This is a genomic window from Flavobacterium sp. T12S277 (genome assembly GCF_048514875.1).
Classification (GTDB): Bacteria; Bacteroidota; Bacteroidia; order Flavobacteriales; family Flavobacteriaceae; genus Flavobacterium.
Map to the genome: position 1 here is coordinate 632,617 of NZ_JBLYEG010000001.1, position 17,935 is coordinate 650,551.

The 17,935-nt window shown below is 35.1% G+C and carries 16 protein-coding genes; 2 read left to right on the forward strand and 14 right to left on the reverse strand.

What is annotated here, in order from left to right; genetic code table 11:
• The 11 genes from ACN1CN_RS02590 to ACN1CN_RS02640 all read right to left on the reverse strand — a co-directional run bounded on the left by ACN1CN_RS02590 (position 1) and on the right by ACN1CN_RS02640 (position 11,223).
• Positions 1-1,587, reverse strand: a complete 1,587-nt coding sequence (locus ACN1CN_RS02590; RefSeq protein ID WP_264523650.1) for a sensor histidine kinase — start codon at positions 1,585-1,587, stop codon at positions 1-3.
• A 59-nt stretch (positions 1,588-1,646) separates the two neighbouring features.
• A complete protein-coding gene (gene coaE, locus ACN1CN_RS02595; RefSeq protein ID WP_419134558.1) occupies positions 1,647-2,243 on the reverse strand; it encodes a dephospho-CoA kinase in 597 nt (198 codons plus the stop codon).
• Positions 2,244-2,245: 2 nt separating this feature from the next.
• The gene (locus tag ACN1CN_RS02600; protein ID WP_264523648.1) at positions 2,246-3,244 is read right to left on the reverse strand and encodes a glycosyltransferase; all 999 of its coding nucleotides are present in this window, start codon (positions 3,242-3,244) and stop codon (positions 2,246-2,248) included.
• Between the two features lie 129 nt (positions 3,245-3,373).
• Positions 3,374-4,564, reverse strand: coding sequence for an enoyl-ACP reductase FabV (gene fabV / locus ACN1CN_RS02605; RefSeq protein WP_419134559.1), 1,191 nt, complete (start codon positions 4,562-4,564; stop codon positions 3,374-3,376).
• A 107-nt stretch (positions 4,565-4,671) separates the two neighbouring features.
• Positions 4,672-6,324, reverse strand: coding sequence for a DNA repair protein RecN (gene recN / locus ACN1CN_RS02610; RefSeq protein WP_419134560.1), 1,653 nt, complete (start codon positions 6,322-6,324; stop codon positions 4,672-4,674).
• A gap of 49 nt (positions 6,325-6,373) precedes the next feature.
• A complete protein-coding gene (locus ACN1CN_RS02615; RefSeq protein ID WP_419134561.1) occupies positions 6,374-7,258 on the reverse strand; it encodes a DUF4835 family protein in 885 nt (294 codons plus the stop codon).
• 72 nt (positions 7,259-7,330) lie between these two features.
• Positions 7,331-8,545, reverse strand: coding sequence for a bifunctional phosphopantothenoylcysteine decarboxylase/phosphopantothenate--cysteine ligase CoaBC (gene coaBC, locus ACN1CN_RS02620; protein WP_419134562.1), 1,215 nt, complete (start codon positions 8,543-8,545; stop codon positions 7,331-7,333).
• 9 nt (positions 8,546-8,554) lie between these two features.
• Entirely contained in the window at positions 8,555-8,872 is a 318-nt protein-coding gene (locus ACN1CN_RS02625; protein WP_209562297.1) for a DNA-directed RNA polymerase subunit omega, read from the reverse strand.
• Positions 8,873-8,881: 9 nt separating this feature from the next.
• Positions 8,882-9,676, reverse strand: a complete 795-nt coding sequence (locus ACN1CN_RS02630; protein ID WP_264523643.1) for an outer membrane protein assembly factor BamD — start codon at positions 9,674-9,676, stop codon at positions 8,882-8,884.
• Between the two features lie 136 nt (positions 9,677-9,812).
• Positions 9,813-10,694, reverse strand: coding sequence for a 4-hydroxy-tetrahydrodipicolinate synthase (gene dapA / locus ACN1CN_RS02635; RefSeq protein ID WP_264523642.1), 882 nt, complete (start codon positions 10,692-10,694; stop codon positions 9,813-9,815).
• A gap of 16 nt (positions 10,695-10,710) precedes the next feature.
• Complete coding sequence (locus tag ACN1CN_RS02640; RefSeq protein ID WP_419134563.1) at positions 10,711-11,223, reverse strand: DUF6913 domain-containing protein; 513 nt, start codon at positions 11,221-11,223, stop codon at positions 10,711-10,713.
• A 47-nt stretch (positions 11,224-11,270) separates the two neighbouring features.
• Here ACN1CN_RS02640 and ACN1CN_RS02645 point away from each other — a divergent pair, with 47 nt between their 5' ends.
• Both ACN1CN_RS02645 and ACN1CN_RS02650 read left to right on the forward strand, forming a co-directional pair.
• Entirely contained in the window at positions 11,271-12,050 is a 780-nt protein-coding gene (locus tag ACN1CN_RS02645) for a 5'-nucleotidase C-terminal domain-containing protein (protein ID WP_291287711.1), read from the forward strand.
• Between the two features lie 108 nt (positions 12,051-12,158).
• The gene (locus ACN1CN_RS02650; RefSeq protein ID WP_264523639.1) at positions 12,159-13,070 is read left to right on the forward strand and encodes a bifunctional metallophosphatase/5'-nucleotidase; all 912 of its coding nucleotides are present in this window, start codon (positions 12,159-12,161) and stop codon (positions 13,068-13,070) included.
• Here ACN1CN_RS02650 and ACN1CN_RS02655 read toward each other — a convergent pair.
• The 3 genes from ACN1CN_RS02655 to ACN1CN_RS02665 all read right to left on the reverse strand — a co-directional run bounded on the left by ACN1CN_RS02655 (position 13,060) and on the right by ACN1CN_RS02665 (position 17,928).
• Complete coding sequence (locus tag ACN1CN_RS02655) at positions 13,060-13,752, reverse strand: lysoplasmalogenase family protein (RefSeq protein ID WP_264523638.1); 693 nt, start codon at positions 13,750-13,752, stop codon at positions 13,060-13,062. The genes ACN1CN_RS02650 and ACN1CN_RS02655 overlap by 11 nt on opposite strands.
• Complete coding sequence (ligA, locus tag ACN1CN_RS02660) at positions 13,739-15,745, reverse strand: NAD-dependent DNA ligase LigA (protein ID WP_419134564.1); 2,007 nt, start codon at positions 15,743-15,745, stop codon at positions 13,739-13,741. The genes ACN1CN_RS02655 and ligA overlap by 14 nt, the downstream gene beginning before the upstream one ends.
• Before the next feature lie 245 nt (positions 15,746-15,990).
• Positions 15,991-17,928, reverse strand: a complete 1,938-nt coding sequence (locus tag ACN1CN_RS02665; protein ID WP_419134565.1) for an OmpA family protein — start codon at positions 17,926-17,928, stop codon at positions 15,991-15,993.
• Positions 17,929-17,935 lie beyond the last annotated feature (7 nt).

The following is a 17,935-nucleotide window of genomic DNA, read 5'->3' on the forward strand; positions in this document are numbered from 1 at the left end:
TTAATTTATTAATGGTATTTTTATTATAAAGGTGCTACCTTTTCCTTTCTCGCTTTCAACATATACTTGACCATTATGATCTTCTACTATCCTTTTTACATAAGCCAGACCTAAACCGTGTCCTTTTACATTATGTAAATCTCCTGTATGTTCTCTGTAAAATTTCTCAAAAACTCTCTTTTGAGCTACTTTACTCATACCAAGACCATTATCTTTTACTTTTATCAGAATCATGTCTTTGACATTTTCTGTAAAAATTTCTATTTCAGGGTTACCCGGAGAATATTTTATGGCATTTTCTAAAATATTCACTAATACATTGGTAAAATGCACTTCGTTGATCAGACTCGTTGTTCTTGCCGCATTAAAATGCTTCACTACAGTTCCCTGTCTGTCCTCCAAAATTAAATTTACATGTTCGATTGCATCATCAATGATATCATGAATCGCAGTAGGTTCTTTTGTAATATCTAATTCTCTTTTTTCTAATTTAGAGATACGAAGAACGTTTTCTACCTGAGCATGCATTCTTTTATTCTCATCCCGAATCATCTGAAGATAGCGATATACTTTCTCTTTGTCTTCGATTATCTTAGGATTCTTAATGGCATCAAGTGCCAGATTAATTGTCGCTATCGGAGTTTTAAACTCATGCGTCATATTATTTATAAAATCGGTTTTGATTTCAGAAATATGCTTCTGACGCAACAATTGGTTCAATGCACTGGTGTACGCAACTATAATGATTAATGTGAAAATTATTGACAGTATTGTAATACTTAATAATTCAGACAGTAAGAATTTCTTTTTATGTGGGAACGTAAGAAACAATTCGTATTTACTATTTCCCTCATTATCCGTATAAATTGGCACGTGGTAACTTGCATCTTTATCGTAATGAAATCCATCAGATCTTACTTTTGTCGCAAGACCATTGTTAAGAACACCATATTCAAATTTGGTTTTTACACCATATTCTTCCAGTTCCTTTTTTAAGAGTTTTTGAAGTTTATCCTTTGTTATTCGCCCTTCTATCGGTGTCAGTGAAGCAATATCTTTGTATTGAATTTGCTGCTGCACTTTATTTAAGATATCCAGACTTCCTGATTTTTCGATTTTTAAATCAGGGATAATACTTTGTCCTAAAGTATTATTATCGATATTGTTGTTGTTATTGTATACTTCTGTAACTCTTTTTGAACTGAAGTTTTTAAATCTTTCGCTACTGAATTTTTTATTAAAAATCGAGCCGCTGATATCATAATCTTCAGATGTAAGCGTATTGGAATAAACTATTGTCTTGTTTGTTTTTGCGTTTCTCTGAATGTAAAAAACCTGAAGTAAATCTTCTTTTTTAGGTGTTTTACCGGTACTGTCTTTGATGCGGTTGTATTTATCGTAAAAACTATACTCTTCCTGCTGTTCGAGCTTGTCTGCCACATTTCCAATTACCTGAGTAACATGGTATTTAAACTGCTCATCGTTATTCTTGAACGAAGAATTAAACCAATATACCTGAACCAGAATTATCCCTATTAAGGACAAACTCATCAATAAAACAAGTAATCTAAAAAATAATTTATTCATCGAAACAAAATTAATATTTTAACAATATACTAAATAATACATTAACCAAATATTAACATTTAAGACTGATTTTGTTTTATATTTAAAATTTTAAGAATTTTAACAACTTCTTCTTTAGCAATTTTAAGATTACTGTTATTAATAACAAAATTGCTTAAAGAAATTCGTTTTTCATCATTCCATTGCATTTGCATTCGGCTTAAAACTTGTTCCCGTGTGGTTTTATCGCGCTTGATAACTCTTTCTATTCTAAGCTCTTCCGGTGCGGTAACGGTTACAATAACATCACAATCTTTATAACGACCACTTTCAAACAAAATTGCGGCCTCATAAATTACATATTGATATTTTTTGTTTTTTAATAACCAAAGTTCAAAATCCGCTTTTACTGCAGGGTGTACAATTGCATTTAATGCGGCTAGTTTTCCAGCATCATTAAAAACGATTTCTGCCAATTTAGCTCTGTTTAAAACATTATTTTCAAAAAGAGAGTCTCCGAAGGCGGTTCTAATTTGTTGCACAATGTTTTCAGACTGCATTACTTTTCTGGCTTCATCGTCGGCAATGTATAAAGGAACTCCCATTTCGGCAAAGTAGTTTGCTATGGTGGTTTTTCCGCTCCCTATTCCGCCGGTCAGGCCAATAACTTTAGCCATATCTATATTTTAAAAAACATACGAGGAAAAGCCTCTTGGGGTTTTTGTTTTAAAATAATAACTTTTACGAACGATTTCAAAAATCCCGTTCCATAACCATAAAACTGTTTCCAAACTGCAATCACAGCTAAGTACCCAATTTTAATGCTCTTATTCTGAACACTGGCTGTAAGAAAAATTACAACGAAATATACAAAATATAATTGTAACAAGATATCAATGTTGAAAATTAACAATAAAAAAGCTAATAATAGCCCTAAGATAAAAACCGTAGGAAAAAAGAAGGTTAGCTTGTTATGTTCAGGGTACCAACTGTTTAATATCGGTCTCGCAATTCCGAATTTATTCACCTGAATCGAAAATTTTTCCCAGTCAATTCTGCGTTTGTGATACACATAGGCTTCAGTGAACAATCTGGTTTCAAATCCTAAATTCCACAAACGAATGGAAAGATCCGGATCTTCTCCCGGGTGAATGTTTCCAAAACCATTTGAGGCAATAAAAGCTTTCTTTGAAATTCCCATGTTAAAACTTCTCGGCTGAAATTTATTGATTTTTTCAGAGCCACCGCGAATTCCTCCTGTAGTTAAAAAGGAGGTCATTGCAAAGTTAATTGCCTTCTGAATATCCGAAAAGCTATCCAATGCTTTATCCGGTCCACCAAAACAATCCACATAATTTTCGTTAAGTGCTTTTCGAACTTCTGTCAAATAATTAGAAGGAATGATACAATCTGAATCAAAAATGATAAAATAATCCCCTCTGGCTTTCTGCATTCCAAAGTTCCTTGAGTCTCCCGGACCCGAATTTTCCTTAAAATAATAAGATATATTCAGTTTCCCCTGATAGTTCATCACAACATCTTTACAAGGTATCGACGATCCGTCTTCGACAAGAACAATTTCAAAAGCTTCATTATAATCGGATTTTGACAAACTTTCTAAAAGTTCATCTACTTCATCCGGACGATTATACACGGGTATAATTAAAGAAAAAATCATAGCAGATTATGCGGTATTAAAGTGGCAATATTTTAAATTTCAAAATTTTAACAAAGATATGTTATATTCATAAAAAAACCATTCGTAGCGACGAATGGTTTTGATATATAGTACTATTTTTTTTTCTGTTTATTTGATACTTTCAATTTCAACAACTTCATTTGCTTCAGCAGCATAGTCTACTCCGGCAAATTCAAACCCAAACAGGTTTAAGAAATCATTTCTATATCCGGCTAAATCTCCAATTGCAGGCAATGTTTCAGTTGTAGCTTCCAACCAAAGTTTAGCCACTTTAGCCTGTACATCTTCACGCATTTCCCAATCGTCGATTCTGATTCTGCCTTTTTCATCTACAGGAACTTCAGATCCGTTGTACAATCTGTCCTGAAACAAACGCTGGATCTGCTCAATACAACCTTCGTGTATTCCTTCTTCTTTCATAATTTTATATAAAAGAGAAATATACAATGGGATAACCGGAATTGCAGAACTTGCCTGTGTTACCAAAGCTTTGTTTACAGAAACATATGCTTTTCCTCCAATAGATCTTAAACTATCTGTAATCGAAAATGCTGTAGCCTCTAAATCATCTTTTGCACGACCAATTGTACCTTTACGGTAAACGGCCTCTGTCAATGATGGTCCGATATAAGAATAAGCTACTGTAGTAGCGCCATCCGCTAATAAATTCTCCGCTTTTAAAGCATCCATCCACATCGTCCAGTCTTCACCACCCATTACTGCAACTGTATTGGCAATGTCTTCCTCATTTGCAGGAGCGATAGAAACTTCTGAAACATTTCCAGTGTGAAAATCAACTGTTTTATTGGTAAAAGTTTGTCCGATAGGTTTTAAAACCGAACGGTGTAAAACTCCTGTAACCGGATGTTGACGAACCGGAGAAGCTAAACTGTAAATCACAAGATCAACCTGACCTAAATCGGCTTTGATTAAATCTAAAGTCTGTCTTTTTATTTCGTTTGAAAAAGCATCTCCATTGATACTTTTTGCATATAAACCTGCTTTGTGAGCTTCTGTTTCAAATGCAGCAGAATTATACCATCCTGGTGAAGCTGTTTTACCTTCAACTGGTGGTTTTTCAAAAAACACTCCAATTGTTGCAGCATCAGATCCAAAAGCACTTGTAATTCTTGAAGCCAATCCGAAACCTGTTGAAGCACCAATAACTAATACTTTTTTTGCACCTGCAATTGGTCCTTTTGATTTGATATATTCTATTTGATTTTTAACATTTTGCTCGCTTCCTTTTGGGTGGGCTGTCAAGCAAATAAATCCTCTCATTCTAGGTTCTATAATCATACTTTTTGTTTTTTTCGTATTTTGATCAATCCTTTTAAAATATAAAGATTGTATTTTATCTACGTTTGTTTAATTCGCTTTTAAGATGACAAATATAAATTATTTCTTTAGTTCAACAAGGCTTTAGCATGATTTAAAGCCGAATCAGAAACCACTGCACCGGATAACATTTGAGCAATCTCTATAACTCTTTCTTCCTGAGACAATAGCTTAAGTTCTGATTGTGTGTCCTCATCTACAGTAGCTTTAGAAACTTTAAAGTGCGAATCTCCTTTGGCTGCAATTTGAGGTAAGTGGGTGATGGCAAAAATTTGCATTGTGGTACTCATTTCTTTCATAATCTCCCCCATTCTAATGGCAATTTCTCCAGAAACTCCGGTATCTATCTCATCAAAAATTAAAGTAGGCAGTTTTGAATATTGGGCCAAAATTGCTTTTACCGCTAACATAATACGGGACATTTCTCCTCCCGATGCCACTTTTTTAAGCAATCCAAAATCAGTTCCTTTATTGGCCGAAAATAAAAATTGCAATTCGTCTTTTCCGTTTTGAAAATAGGTTTCAGAAGGCAATAACTCCATATTGAAACGAACATTTGGCATTCCCAGCGTTTCTAAGATCGTTACTAACTTTTGCGATAAAACCGGAATTGCATCGGTTCTGTTTTGATGAATGGCAGCCGCAAAAGCATCTAATGCTGTAACTTTTTCTTCGATCGATTTGGATACAACAGCGATTTCTTCTTCTATATTATCCAATTCAAGCAGTGTATTCTCTAATGTAGTCTGGATCGCAAGCAATTCATCAACAGTAGTTACCTGGTGCTTTTTTTGCAAATTGTAAATCAGCTGTAGTTTCTGACTTATTAATTCCAATTGTGCAGGATCGTTTAAAAGTTTCTCGGAAACATTTTGAAGTTCTTTTGATACATCATCAAATTCAATCGTTAAACTGGTGATTCTTTCAAAAATGCTTTGGTATTCGGTTGAAAAAGGCGCTATTTTGTGCAATGCCGTTTTAATTTCATTTAAATTATGAAAAACACCAAACTGCTCTTCGTTAGCAATCGCTAACGATTTATCAATCGATTCTTTTATAATCTCGACATTGTTTAGCTTTTCAAAATCAGCCTCAAGTTCTTCCTGCTCACCCGATTTTAATTTAGCCGTAACCAGCTCATTTAACAAGTAGGTATTGTACTCCTGCTCTTTTCCGGAATCACTTTGTTTTTTCAACAAAGCATTTAGTTTGGATTTATCTGATTTGTATTCTTTTAAAATATTCTGATAGGATTGAATGGTCTCGCCGTTATTGGCAATTGCATCAATAATTTTAAACTGAACTCCTTCATCTGATAATTCCTGAGTTTGCTGCTGTGAATGAATATCAATCAAAAACAAGCTCAGATCCTGCAATTCCTGCAAGTTTACGGGACTATCATTAATAAAGGCACGCGATTTTCCTGAAGGCAAAATTTCTCTCCTGATGATCGTTTCATCCTCATAGTCGAGATCATTTGCTGTAAAAAAATCTTTTAAGTTGTATTTAGAAATTTCAAACTGTGCTTCAATTACACATTTTTCTTCTTTATTTTTTAATGAAGTTAAATCGGCTCTTTTTCCTAAAACCAATCCTATCGCTCCTAATATAATAGATTTACCTGCACCTGTTTCACCTGTAATTATAGAGAAACCTCTTGAAAAATCTATCGTTAATTTTTCAATAAGAGCATAGTTTTTAATCGACAAGGACGTTATCATAAGGAATTTGGGAAATATAAAAGTTAATAAAGAAAGTAATTTAAAGAGATTAAAATTTAATCTGTGACCATTTAACAGAATTCAAAGGAAAAACTTTGTTCAAAACATCGGTCAGATCGGTAACCGGGATGTTTGGCCCTCCTGAGAATATCGAAACAATTTCATCTGATTTGGCATCAAAAAATACTCTGGTCAAAAAAGCATTGGGTTTAACCGAATTTAATTTTCCGGTAAGCATCAAGGCTGACTTGATTTTTTCTTTTGATGCTTTCAAATCCTGACTCATACCATCTAAACCCGTATGATACAAGAACATGGTTTGACGCAAATCGCTATACATTGGCGAAATCAAATCGGTGATCAGATAATAGCGATTCTGAACCCCATCAGACTGAGTCCAGCCTTTAGATCCGCCTTGTTGTGCCACATTTGCTATGTTTTGGGCTGTTTCAAGATATTGACTTCCTGCTCCCATTTGAAAACTATCCGCATCCATTGCCAAGATCAAATAGCTGTAAAAAGAAACTACAGAAACTAAATTGGATTCGAAAGTAGTAGGATTAAACAATAAAGGCTCGTATTCGATATATCTGAAACTAAAGTCTTTATCGTTGTAATTTAATATTGGGGAAGAATAGGTCGAATTATAGATCAATCGTGAAGATTGTACCTGAATGGTCCCTGAAAACTGATCGGAACTGTTCGATGACAAGGTGATATACATCGAGCAATTGATTCGTTCGTTTTGTTTTAAAACGGTACCCGTCCAGTCTGTTTTATTTACAAACTCAGACAATGAGGTCTGAAGTGTTTTAAATACCTGCTGATTGGGATTGGGTAATCGTTCTGTATTAATAGTTACAGTACAATTTAGCTGCTGTGCTTGTGTAAAGCCAAAAAATAAAAATGCTAAAAAAGTAACTAGTTTATTCATACGAAAGATATTATTTTGGTTAAAGCACGTAATAGTTTTACTATTCCTGTCTTTGCCTTTTACTTTAAATCGTTATGATTTCGTAAAATGCGAAACCACTTTGTTTAAAATATCAACTGCAACAGATTCTTTTGATTTTAATTCCATTGGTTCAATTTTAAAATCCTGATCAATAAAGGTTACTTTATTGGTTTCTTTTTTAAAACCTGCCCCTTCATCCTGTAGGGAATTTAAAACAATCAAATCTAAGTTTTTTTTCTGAATTTTCAGCTTTGCATTTTCAATTTCATTTTCAGTTTCCAATGCAAATCCAATTAAAAACTGATTTTTCTTGATCGCTCCCAGGGAGGCCAGAATATCTTTTGTTTTTTCAAGCTCTATTGAAAATTCGTCCGCAGCTTTTTTAATCTTTTGCGTCGCCACTACTTTAGGTCGGTAATCTGCCACTGCCGCAGCAGCGATTGCTACATCAACATCATTAAAATATTGATGACAGGTATCATACATGTCCTGTGCCGAAACTACGCTGATTACTTCTACTAAACTATTTTTAGCTTTGTAATGAGTAGGACCAGCAACTAAGATAACCTGAGCTCCTAAGTTTGCTGCTTCATTTGCCAGATCAAAACCCATTTTTCCCGAAGAATGATTTCCAATAAAACGCACAGGATCTATTGCTTCGTATGTGGGTCCGGCAGTAATTAGTATTTTTTTTCCTTTTAAAGGTAATTTACTTTCTAAATCGGCTTCCAAAAAAGCAATAATGTTTTCCGGTTCCGCCATTCGGCCTTCTCCGGACAGTCCACTGGCCAGTTCACCACTTTCAGCCGGAATCATAATGTTTCCAAAGCTTTTTAAAGCATTAAAACTAGACAAAACCGAAGGGTGTTTGTACATGTCCAAATCCATTGCCGGAGCAAAATAAACCGGACATTTGGCCGATAAATAGGTAGCAACTAAAAGGTTATCACTGTTTCCGGTTGTCATTTTAGACAGGGTATTAGATGTTGCAGGCGCAATCAGCATCAAATCGGCCCACAAGGCCAAATCAACGTGATTGTTCCAAACCGCATCTTCATCGTCCTGATTGAAGAAACTGGAATGTACCGGATTTTTAGATAGTGTAGATAAGGTAAGTGGAGTTACAAAATCCTTAGAAGCAGGTGTCATTATCACTTGGACATGTGCACCTGCTTTTATAAAGAGTCGTACTAATGAAGCTGTTTTATAGGCTGCAATTCCACCAGAAACTCCCAGTAAAATTTTCTTCCCGTTTAAAACTGACATTATACTATATTATTTGTTTGAACCTCTGTGGTATGTTTTACCGTCTAACCACTCCTGAACTGCTAAAGCATGTGGTTTTGGTAATTTTTCGTAAAATTTAGAAACTTCAATTTGTTCTTTATTTTCAAAAACTTCTTCAAGACTGTCATTATAAGTAGCAAACTCTTCTAATTTCTCAGTTAATTCTTTTTTAATTTCAGAATTAATTTGATTTGCTCTTTTAGCCATAATGGTAATTGCCTCATACACATTTCCTGTTGGCTCTTCAATAACTGTTTTATTGTAAGTTACTGTATTTACAGGAGCATTCGTCTTTTTTAAATCCATGACTTTATTTTATTTAGTAAATTTTTGTAAATCTGTTTCCACTCTGGCATTCATTTCATCTGCCTCTTTTTTATACTTAGTAGCACCATTAAACTTAATTAAGTTACCGTAAGCTACTTTCGCTACATTTAAACGCTCTTCCATTTTTGACGGAATACTGTTTATTGCCAATTTATATGCTGAATCGTATTTGTAAAACAGCGCATCTTCTTTTAATGGTGTTCCGGGAAAATCAGCGATAAAATTATCAAAAGCAACTAATGCCGATTTGTAATCTGAAATCGTGTTGTATCCTTTCGCATTTTCATATGCTTTTTTCTCTAACTTACCATTTAAAATTTTCACCGCTTCGTTTGCCTGAACGATGTATTCAGAATTTGGATAGTTCTCGATAAAAGTCTGTAATTTTTCTAAAGCTTTTACAGTATCTGTTTGATCTAAGCTATAAACAGGAGCTAGTTTTGAATAGCTGTAAGCGCCTAAAAAAGCAGCTTCCTGAACTTTTTCACTTCGAGGGTATCCCGAAACGAAGCTTTCAAACTGATAACCCGCTAAGTAATACTGTTTCGTTTTATAATAAGATTGCGAAAACATGTAAAATAATTTCTCTGCCTGAGGTTTCCCTCTGTACGAAGAAGCTAATTGTTCAAAAAGACGTATGGCTTTTGAATATTTACCGGCATCATACATTTTTGTTGCAACTTCGAATTTTGCAGCAACATCCTCGTTTTTTAATGCTTTTTGGTAATCACTACAAGAACAAAAAAGGACAACAACAATTAATAGAGATACTATTTTTTTCATTTTCTTACTTTTATTATGATTTCTTAGACAATTATGCCAAAGCAAAATCACACCGAAGTTCCGGTGGCAAATTTAGTTATTAATTTAACTATTACAAAATATTTTTTGGTATAATAAAATACCGACAATCTCATGCTTATTTTATGCTATTTTTTACAAATTCATTCAATCTGCCTGCTAACGAATCATCAACGGCCACTAAAGGCAAACGTACAATGTTCTCAGCAATACCAAGGGCTTGAAAGACTTGTTTGATTCCCGCAGGATTCCCTTGTTCAAAAAGCATATCGATACAATCTGATAAAAGGTATTGTGTTTTAAACGCTTCAGTTACCTTTTTATTGAGTCCTAAACGAATCATTTCTGTAAATTCTTTTGGAAAACCTTGTCCAATAACCGAAATTACCCCTGCTCCACCCGCCAAAACAATTGGTAAAGCAATCATATCATCTCCAGAAATCACAAGGAAATCTTTTGGTGCATTTTTTATAATCTGCATCGCCTGCACCAAATCTCCGGCAGCTTCTTTAATCGCTACCACATTGTCAAAATCATTCGCCAAACGAATTACCGTTGCCGGCAACATATTGCTGGAGGTTCTTCCCGGAACGTTATATAAGATTACCGGAATCGGAGACGCCTCTGCAATTGCTTTAAAATGCTGGTAAATTCCTTCCTGCGTAGGTTTATTATAATAAGGAGAAACAGAAAGTATCGCTTCAAAAGCCGAGAAGTCTCTCGTTTTCAATTCGGCTACGATCTGCATGGTATTGTTTCCGCCCACTCCAAGTACCAAAGGCAATCTACCTTTATTAGTATCGATTACGGTTTGTATTACCAGTTCTTTCTCGTCCTCTGTCAGAGTAGCGTTCTCAGCTGTTGTTCCCATGACCACAAGATATTCAACCCCGCCGTCAATCGAAAAATTAACAATGCGCTGTAAAGCTTCGATGTCTACTGATAAGTCTTTTTTAAATGGGGTTACAAGCGCAACACCAGTTCCTATTAATGATTGCATATTCTACTTTATAATTTTATTTTATACTCTTTAAATATCGAAACAGTTCGTGCACGAAAAGTTTGTGATTTTCTATAGCAGTATCAATCATCCATCGATTTAAATTTTTATCTACTGATGCGAATCCTACTTTAAACTTTGCTTTTGATCTGGCGGTTATCATCATCAAAATGGCTGTTTCGATATCATAATAACTGATCAGAAAATCAAATTCTGTTGTAATAAATTCATTTAAGAAAGCTGCCGTAATATCTCCCTTCCAATTGATGTGTTTTCTACCAAAAGTAGGTCTTGAATACGTTTTTTTCTCGCTAAATTTACTGTTGTATGCTACAATTTTTATGTTCTCGGCCTTGATTCCTTTCGAGATCAACTCCTTTACCAGGTCTTCTGAATGCTGAAATTCACTTTCATCAATCAGTAAACCAATTGTTTGCACATTACTTGTAAACACTTCGTTTTTGACATTATTCAAGTTATTTTTTAATGATTTTTTTACAAAAAATTCCTTTATATAATTTAAAAACATAGTACTTTTACCAGATTACAAAATTAATTATTTAAGTCGCATTTAAGATGGTAAAACTAAAAAAGTATAACGGAGTTTTGAAACTTTTTGTTATATTCTTAACACTTTTTTTTATATTTTCCTGCAGTCAGAAAAATTATAATCTAACAAAAATCGAAGGAAAGCAGCTTCCGATCACCGAAAAAGGAACTGAAACCCCTGCAATTGAAAACTTTATTAAGCCTTACCGCGATCACATTAACAAGGATTTGGACAATGTTTTGGCGTATTGCCCAGAAACTCTTGACAAAAGCACCGGAAAATGGCAAACCAGCATTGGAAACCTAATGGCTGATGTTTGTGTGGAAAGAGGAAACCTGGTTTTTAAAGCACGTGAAAACAAAACTATCGATTTGTGTTTGCTAAATCATGGTGGTATCAGAGCCATATTGCCTAAAGGAAATGTAACCAACAGAACAGCATTTGAAATTATGCCTTTTGAAAACAGCATGGTAGTGATGGCTTTAAAAGGAGATCAGATTTTAGACATGACTGCTTATATTATTAAGGCACAAAAAGCGCAGCCTTTATCGGGTATGACTTTTACAATTGCAAAAGACAAAACGGCAAAAAACATTATGATTCAGGGAAAACCTCTTGATCTTAATAAAATTTATTACGTAGCTACAAATGACTATTTAGCGAACGGTGGAGACAGCATGGCTTTTTTCGCAAAAAGCGTTCAGAAATACGATCTGAATTACAAACTTAGAGACGTGCTAATCGATTATTTCAAACAAGTAGATACGATTCCGGTGGCAAAAGACATCCGAATTACAGAAGAATAAATAAAGATAGCCGCGAATTTCACGAATCTGTACGAATTCCAATTCGTCTCCATTCGTGACCAAAAAGTCAACCAATTACATTACAGTTTTCGTAAAAAAAAATACAAAATGAAAAGAAGAGAATTTATCGAAAAAACAGCTGCAAGTACTGCCCTATTAAGCTTAGGTTTGTCGTTAAGCAGTTTTGAAACCAACGATATTAAACACTTAACCATTCTACATACTAACGACGTTCACAGCCACATTGACCCATTTCCGGCTGATGATCCTCGTAACCCAAATAAAGGCGGTGTGTCACGCAGAGCAGCGCTTATAGAAACGATCCGTAAAGAGAATCCAAATGTACTTTTACTGGATGCAGGTGATATTTTTCAGGGAACTCCTTATTTTAATTATTACGGAGGGGAATTGGAATTTAAACTGATGAGTATGATGAAGTACGATGCATCGACTATTGGAAATCACGATTTCGACAATGGTCTTGATGGATTACACGCGCAAATGCCTCACGCCAGTTTTGATTTTATCTGTTCAAACTACGATTTTAAAAACACCGTGATGAACGGCCTTGTGAAACCGTATAAAATCTTTCATAAAAACGGAATTAAAGTAGGTGTTTTTGGTTTGGGAATTGAGCTTGCAGGTTTAGTTGACAAACAGATGTACAAAGAAACGATCTACAACAATCCGGTAGAAATTGCGCAGGATATGACGCAGTTATTAAAGAAAGAAGAAAAATGTGATTTGGTTGTTTGCCTTTCGCACCTTGGATACAAATACAAAGACGATGAATCTAAAATTTGTGACCTGAAATTAGCAGCGCAAACGCAGGACATTGATTTGATTATTGGAGGTCACACGCATACTTTCTTAGACAAACCAACTGTTGTTAAAAATAAAGCAGGACAAGAGGTTTTGGTGAATCAGGTAGGTTGTTACGGAATTAATTTAGGAAGAATCGATTTTTACTTCGATAAAGACAAGGCACACACGAATCAAGGAAGATCGATTATAGTGTAATTTTCTTTTTTTTGCTTTTGGCTTTCTGGAGAAAATATTCGACCATAAAAAAGTAGGCCAAAATTTGAGTAGTATCACGAATCAATACGAGAACGACGGAATAAGAAAAATACTCATTGAAGATGTAGAAGATGTCTGAAAAGATGTAACTAATTGCCATTAATGACATGAGTAAAGCTAAATGAGTACCTTTTGTGATGTAACTTACAAAGGAAAAATAACTTAGTACGCTTAAAACAATTCCGTAGATAGTATAAATTATGCTGAACTGCTTCATATTGTCAAACTTCATCCCCAAAACCGATATCAACAGGTAGACGATAAAAATGACTACTATAGATACGGGCAGTATATCTTTTTTGGCCAGCTTTATTTTTTCATGTTCTCTAAAATAAAGCCGGACAATTAAAAGGTATACTACTAAAAAACATAAGACTCCGCCAAGTTCAGAGCTTTCGACATCCATCAGGTTAAACACCTGTCCGACAAAGCAAAACAAAAAAATGACGCCTTCTGTTTTTCCTATGCTGAATTCGTTGCTGATTAAAAAGTAAATAAAAATAGCCGGAACTACAATGGCTTTAGAATAGATTGCAAATAAATCTAACTGTGCCCATTCAAAAATGATTGTGCACAGTAATGCTAAAAAGAATAAAATTAACGACGGCTTATTCGCTTTCATTTAATTTATTTATAAAATCTTCTTCTGATAAAATAGGGATGTTTAATTTACTGGCTTTTTCTAATTTAGCCGGTCCCATATTATCGCCTGCAACAACAAAATCTGTTTTTGCCGAAATAGAGCTTCCTACTTTCCCACCATTGTCTTCAATCGTTTTTTTCAATTCATCTCTTGAGAATTGAGCAAAAACTCCCGAAACTACAAATGTTTTTCCAACGAATTTTTCGGTGGCGTTTGGATTTATCTTTTCAACAATTTCAAACTGAATTCCGTGACGCTTAAGGCGTTCAATAATCCTTTGATTTTCTTCATTTTCGAAGAATTCAATGACACTTTTGGCAATTCTTTCTCCAATTTCATCTACCAGAATCAGATCCATCAGGGTAGCCTGACTCAATGCATCGATGTTTTTATAGTGTTTTGCCAGTTTTTTAGCAACAGTTTCCCCTACAAAACGAATTCCCAAAGCAAACAAGACGCTTTCAAATGGAATTTCTTTCGATTTTTCAACTCCTTTAACCAGATTCTCGGCAGATTTTTGTGCCATCCTCTCTAAAGGTAAGATATTTTCTACTTTTAATTCATATAAATCGGCATAATTGTGTACCAATCCGTTGTTAAAAAGCAAGGCAACAGTTTCACCACCAAGGCCTTCGATGTCCATTGCTTTTCTCGAAATATAATGTTGAATCCTTCCTATAATCTGCGGAGGACATCCATAAAAGTTAGGGCAATAATGATTGGCTTCTCCTTCATTTCGCACCAATTTGGTCTGACATTCCGGACAATGTGTGATATATTGGGTGGCTTCTGAATTTTCAGGACGTTTTGATAAATCTACTGCGATTATTTTTGGAATGATTTCTCCTCCTTTTTCTACAAAAACGGTATCGTTTATTCGGATGTCCAGTTTTTCAATCTGATCGGCATTGTGCAAAGAGGCTCTTTTTACTATGGTTCCGGCCAGTTGTACCGGTTCTAAATTGGCGACCGGGGTTATCGCACCAGTACGGCCTACCTGGTAGGAAATGGATTGTAGTTTGGTTGAAACCTGTTCTGATTTGAATTTATAGGCGATTGCCCAACGCGGTGATTTTGCTGTATATCCTAATTCTTCCTGATGCTGAATGCTGTTTACCTTTACCACTACACCATCGGTTTCATAAGGTAAGTTATGACGGTGTACATCCCAATAATCAATGAAGTCAAAAACTTCCTGCATGTTTTGTACCAGTTTTGCTTCATTAGGCACTTTAAACCCCCATTTTCTGGCAGATTCCAGTCCTTCGTACTGAGACGCAAATGGCAGATTGTTTCCGGTAACAAAGTACAGTAAACATTCTAGAGGGCGTTTGGCCACCTCAGCACTGTCCTGTAGTTTCAAACTTCCTGAAGCTGTATTTCTCGGATTTGAATAAGGGGTTTCGCCAATTTCAATTAAATCCTGATTCATTTTTTCGAACCCAACAAAAGGCAGAATAATTTCTCCCCTGATATCAAATTTTTCCGGGTAGTTTCCTTTTAACTGTAAAGGAATTGATTTTATCGTTTTGATGTTGTTTGTTACCTCATCACCCTGAAAACCGTCGCCTCGGGTTAAGGCTTGTACCAGTTTTCCGTTTTCGTAAGTAATGCTGATAGAGGCTCCGTCGTATTTTAATTCGCAGGTATATTGCAAGGCAACATTTCCTAAAACTTTCTGAATTCGGGTCTCCCAATCCAGTAAATCCTCTTTCGAATACGAGTTGTCTAAGGAATACATGCGGTACTGATGTGCAATTGTTTTAAAATTTTTAGTCACGGTACCTCCCACTCGCTGTGTTGGAGAATTTTCATCAAAAAACTCAGGATGTTTATTTTCTAAATCCTGAAGTTCTTTTAACTTAATATCAAAATCATAATCAGAAATTGTGGCGTTGTCTAACACATAATAATTATAATTGTGCTGATTAAGTTCGTTTCGTAAAGTCTGAATTGTTTCTTGAATACTCATAAAATTTTAATATACTGGAGGTTGTGATTTTGAATAACTGTGTCTCAAAATTAGGATTATTTTTGTTCAAAAACAGTAAAAAACAAAAGTTTTACAAAATCAAAAATCAAGTTGCAAAAGAATGCAACTTGATTTTCTTCCTGCCCATTCTTCGTAAAAAGAATTAATAAAAACCAACTTCCAAATGGTCTCTTTCTGTTCCATTTGTATCTTAATAAGCATGGTATCAAAATAGAAATGGAGCGTTATTTCTGGATTATAATAAAGTCTGAGCGTCTGTTTAACAAATGTTCTGCTTCGGTACATTTTACACCATTTTTACATTTGTTGACTAAGCGGGTCTCTCCGTAACCGATAGCACTTTCAATTCTTGAAGCATCAATTCCCTGAGAAAGAATGTAATCCCGAGTTGATTTGGCTCTGTTGTCAGAAAGTTTCAAGTTATAAGCATCTTTACCTCTGGAGTCTGTGTGTGACTCAATTTTGATTCGGATTTTAGGAAATTTTCGCATGATGAAAACTACTTTCTCCAGTTCGGCGGCTGCCAGAGGTGTAATGTCGTATTTGTCATAGTCGAAATAGATCGGATTGACATCTACCTTTTCAACTCCTGCTTTCTTTACTACGAGATCATCATAATTACTCAGTTCAAAGTCAACATTGGTAATTTCGGCTTCATTTACTTTGGTGGTTGCGACCGTTTTTTCGTCGTCACTGTAATTAAATTTTGAAGCCTGCAAACGTACGGTTTTGTTGCAAGGAACTGTGATTGCATATTTCCCGTCAAAGTTTGTTTTTGTTTCGGCCAGAACCGCATTATAAGGATCGTAAGCGACTATAGTAACATCTGACAGCAATGCTTTTGTTTTATGATCGATTGCTTTACCCGAAATGTTCTGATTGCAAACCGGCTGTCCTTTTGTAAACGAATAAATGTCATCATCGCCTTTTCCTCCGGCTCTGTTTGAAGACACATACCCATAACTTCCGGCCTTATCAATTATAAAAGTAAAATCGTCTTTGTTACTGTTTACCGGAGTTCCCAAATTTTGCGGTGTCGAAAAACTTCCATCCGACAAAAGTTTGCTTTCGTATACATCCAAATCGCCTAAACCATAATGTCCGTCGGAAGAGAAATACAATACTCCGTTTCGAAAAAATGGAAAAAGATCATTTCCTATGGTATTGATTTTTGGTCCTAAATTCTTTGGAGAATTCATGGTTCCGTCTTTAGCGATTTGTACCACATACAAATCGGTTTCACCATAACCTCCCGGCATATCTGAAGCAAAGAAAAGCATGCTGCCGTCATCGCTTAAACTAGGATGCCCAACGGAATAATCGTCACTGTCAAAGAAAATTTTCTGCGGGTTTTCAACTTTTTCATTGATTATAGATCCTTTTAGAATCTGAAAGTTATTGATTCTGTCCTGGTATACTACCAATCGGTTTTTCTTGACAATATTGGTAGAATAGTAAATTGTTTTTCCGCTGGCATCAAAAGAGGCTGTGGCTTCATGATATTTAGTCATGACGTTTGGCATAAACAATTTGTCATTGAACAGGCTCCCGTCGGCAGGATTTCTCTCGGCTACATACAAATTCAAAAAAGGCTGATTGTTCCAATTGTAGAGTTTATCCGCAAATTTTGTGGTGTCTCTTGCTGATGAAAATACAATTCGATCCTGAAAAAAAGTAGCTCCAAAATCAGACTTACTGGTGTTGATGTCTAAATTTCTAACTTCATAAAGTGACTTTGTTTTGGCAAGACTGTCTATGTACTTTTTCTGAGCAACATACCGATTGATCTCTTTTTGATCTCCCTTTTTGTTAAGGTATTCTTTGGTGATTTTATCGGCTTCCTCATAATCCATAACGGCTTTCATAGACTGAATGTAGCGCAGGTAATAAATGTCGGTCAAGTTATTACCCTGTACCTGATACAATCTTCTATACCATCTAAGGGCATTTCTTGCATCGGAAATAAAGTAATACGAATCTGCGGCATTTTTAATGGTCTGCGCTGATGGATTCTCAATATTCTGCAAACATTCTTCATAGGCCTTTGATGCATCTAAATAGGAATAATTCCTAAACAATGCATCGGCCTTTTTTAAATTGGTCTTTTGTGCAAAACTAAACGTAATGCTCAAGAGCAAACTGAGGATATATAGTTTTTTCATAGGGTTT

Bases quoted from the DNA above. Each gene is read 5' to 3' on its own strand.
- ACN1CN_RS02590 (WP_264523650.1), bottom strand. From the start codon at position 1,587: ATGAATAAATTATTTTTTAGATTACTTGTTTTATTGATGAGTTTGTCC.
- coaE (WP_419134558.1), bottom strand. From the start codon at position 2,243: ATGGCTAAAGTTATTGGCCTGACCGGCGGAATAGGGAGCGGAAAAACC.
- ACN1CN_RS02600 (WP_264523648.1), bottom strand. From the start codon at position 3,244: ATGATTTTTTCTTTAATTATACCCGTGTATAATCGTCCGGATGAAGTA.
- fabV (WP_419134559.1), bottom strand. From the start codon at position 4,564: ATGATTATAGAACCTAGAATGAGAGGATTTATTTGCTTGACAGCCCAC.
- recN (WP_419134560.1), bottom strand. From the start codon at position 6,324: ATGATAACGTCCTTGTCGATTAAAAACTATGCTCTTATTGAAAAATTA.
- ACN1CN_RS02615 (WP_419134561.1), bottom strand. From the start codon at position 7,258: ATGAATAAACTAGTTACTTTTTTAGCATTTTTATTTTTTGGCTTTACA.
- coaBC (WP_419134562.1), bottom strand. From the start codon at position 8,545: ATGTCAGTTTTAAACGGGAAGAAAATTTTACTGGGAGTTTCTGGTGGA.
- ACN1CN_RS02625 (WP_209562297.1), bottom strand. From the start codon at position 8,872: ATGGATTTAAAAAAGACGAATGCTCCTGTAAATACAGTAACTTACAAT.
- ACN1CN_RS02630 (WP_264523643.1), bottom strand. From the start codon at position 9,676: ATGAAAAAAATAGTATCTCTATTAATTGTTGTTGTCCTTTTTTGTTCT.
- dapA (WP_264523642.1), bottom strand. From the start codon at position 10,694: ATGCAATCATTAATAGGAACTGGTGTTGCGCTTGTAACCCCATTTAAA.
- ACN1CN_RS02640 (WP_419134563.1), bottom strand. From the start codon at position 11,223: ATGTTTTTAAATTATATAAAGGAATTTTTTGTAAAAAAATCATTAAAA.
- ACN1CN_RS02645 (WP_291287711.1), top strand. From the start codon at position 11,271: ATGGTAAAACTAAAAAAGTATAACGGAGTTTTGAAACTTTTTGTTATA.
- ACN1CN_RS02650 (WP_264523639.1), top strand. From the start codon at position 12,159: ATGAAAAGAAGAGAATTTATCGAAAAAACAGCTGCAAGTACTGCCCTA.
- ACN1CN_RS02655 (WP_264523638.1), bottom strand. From the start codon at position 13,752: ATGAAAGCGAATAAGCCGTCGTTAATTTTATTCTTTTTAGCATTACTG.
- ligA (WP_419134564.1), bottom strand. From the start codon at position 15,745: ATGAGTATTCAAGAAACAATTCAGACTTTACGAAACGAACTTAATCAG.
- ACN1CN_RS02665 (WP_419134565.1), bottom strand. From the start codon at position 17,928: ATGAAAAAACTATATATCCTCAGTTTGCTCTTGAGCATTACGTTTAGT.